Annotated in this window: 1 pseudogene; it reads right to left on the reverse strand. The window is 51.4% G+C overall.

From position 1 onward, the window contains the following. Positions 1–292, reverse strand: a pseudogene (locus JTI85_RS21195) (cytoplasmic protein); the annotation flags it as partial.

Raw genomic sequence — 292 nt, forward strand, 5'->3', positions numbered from 1 at the left:
TGATCTCTTCATCAATAAACCAAAGCGAAGCGTGATGATCGCGATATTGCTGCGCCCATGCGGTAATCGCCGCGCCGCGCAGAAAACATTCGTGGGCAATAATGTGCGTTTTTACCTCAGGCCAGAGATGGCTCAGTATGCGGAAATGTCCGTGCGCGGTAATGACCGGGCGTAAAACTGCGCCGTTGGCATTTCGTTTGAGCATGGCACCGCCGTACTGGATTTCATCAAACTGGCTGCGGCGTAAAAACAGAGTTTCCCTCTGTCTTACTCGTTCAACGATATCGTCATG

Source organism: Citrobacter sp. Colony219 (assembly GCF_019382635.1).
Lineage (GTDB): Bacteria > Pseudomonadota > Gammaproteobacteria > Enterobacterales > Enterobacteriaceae > Citrobacter > Citrobacter youngae.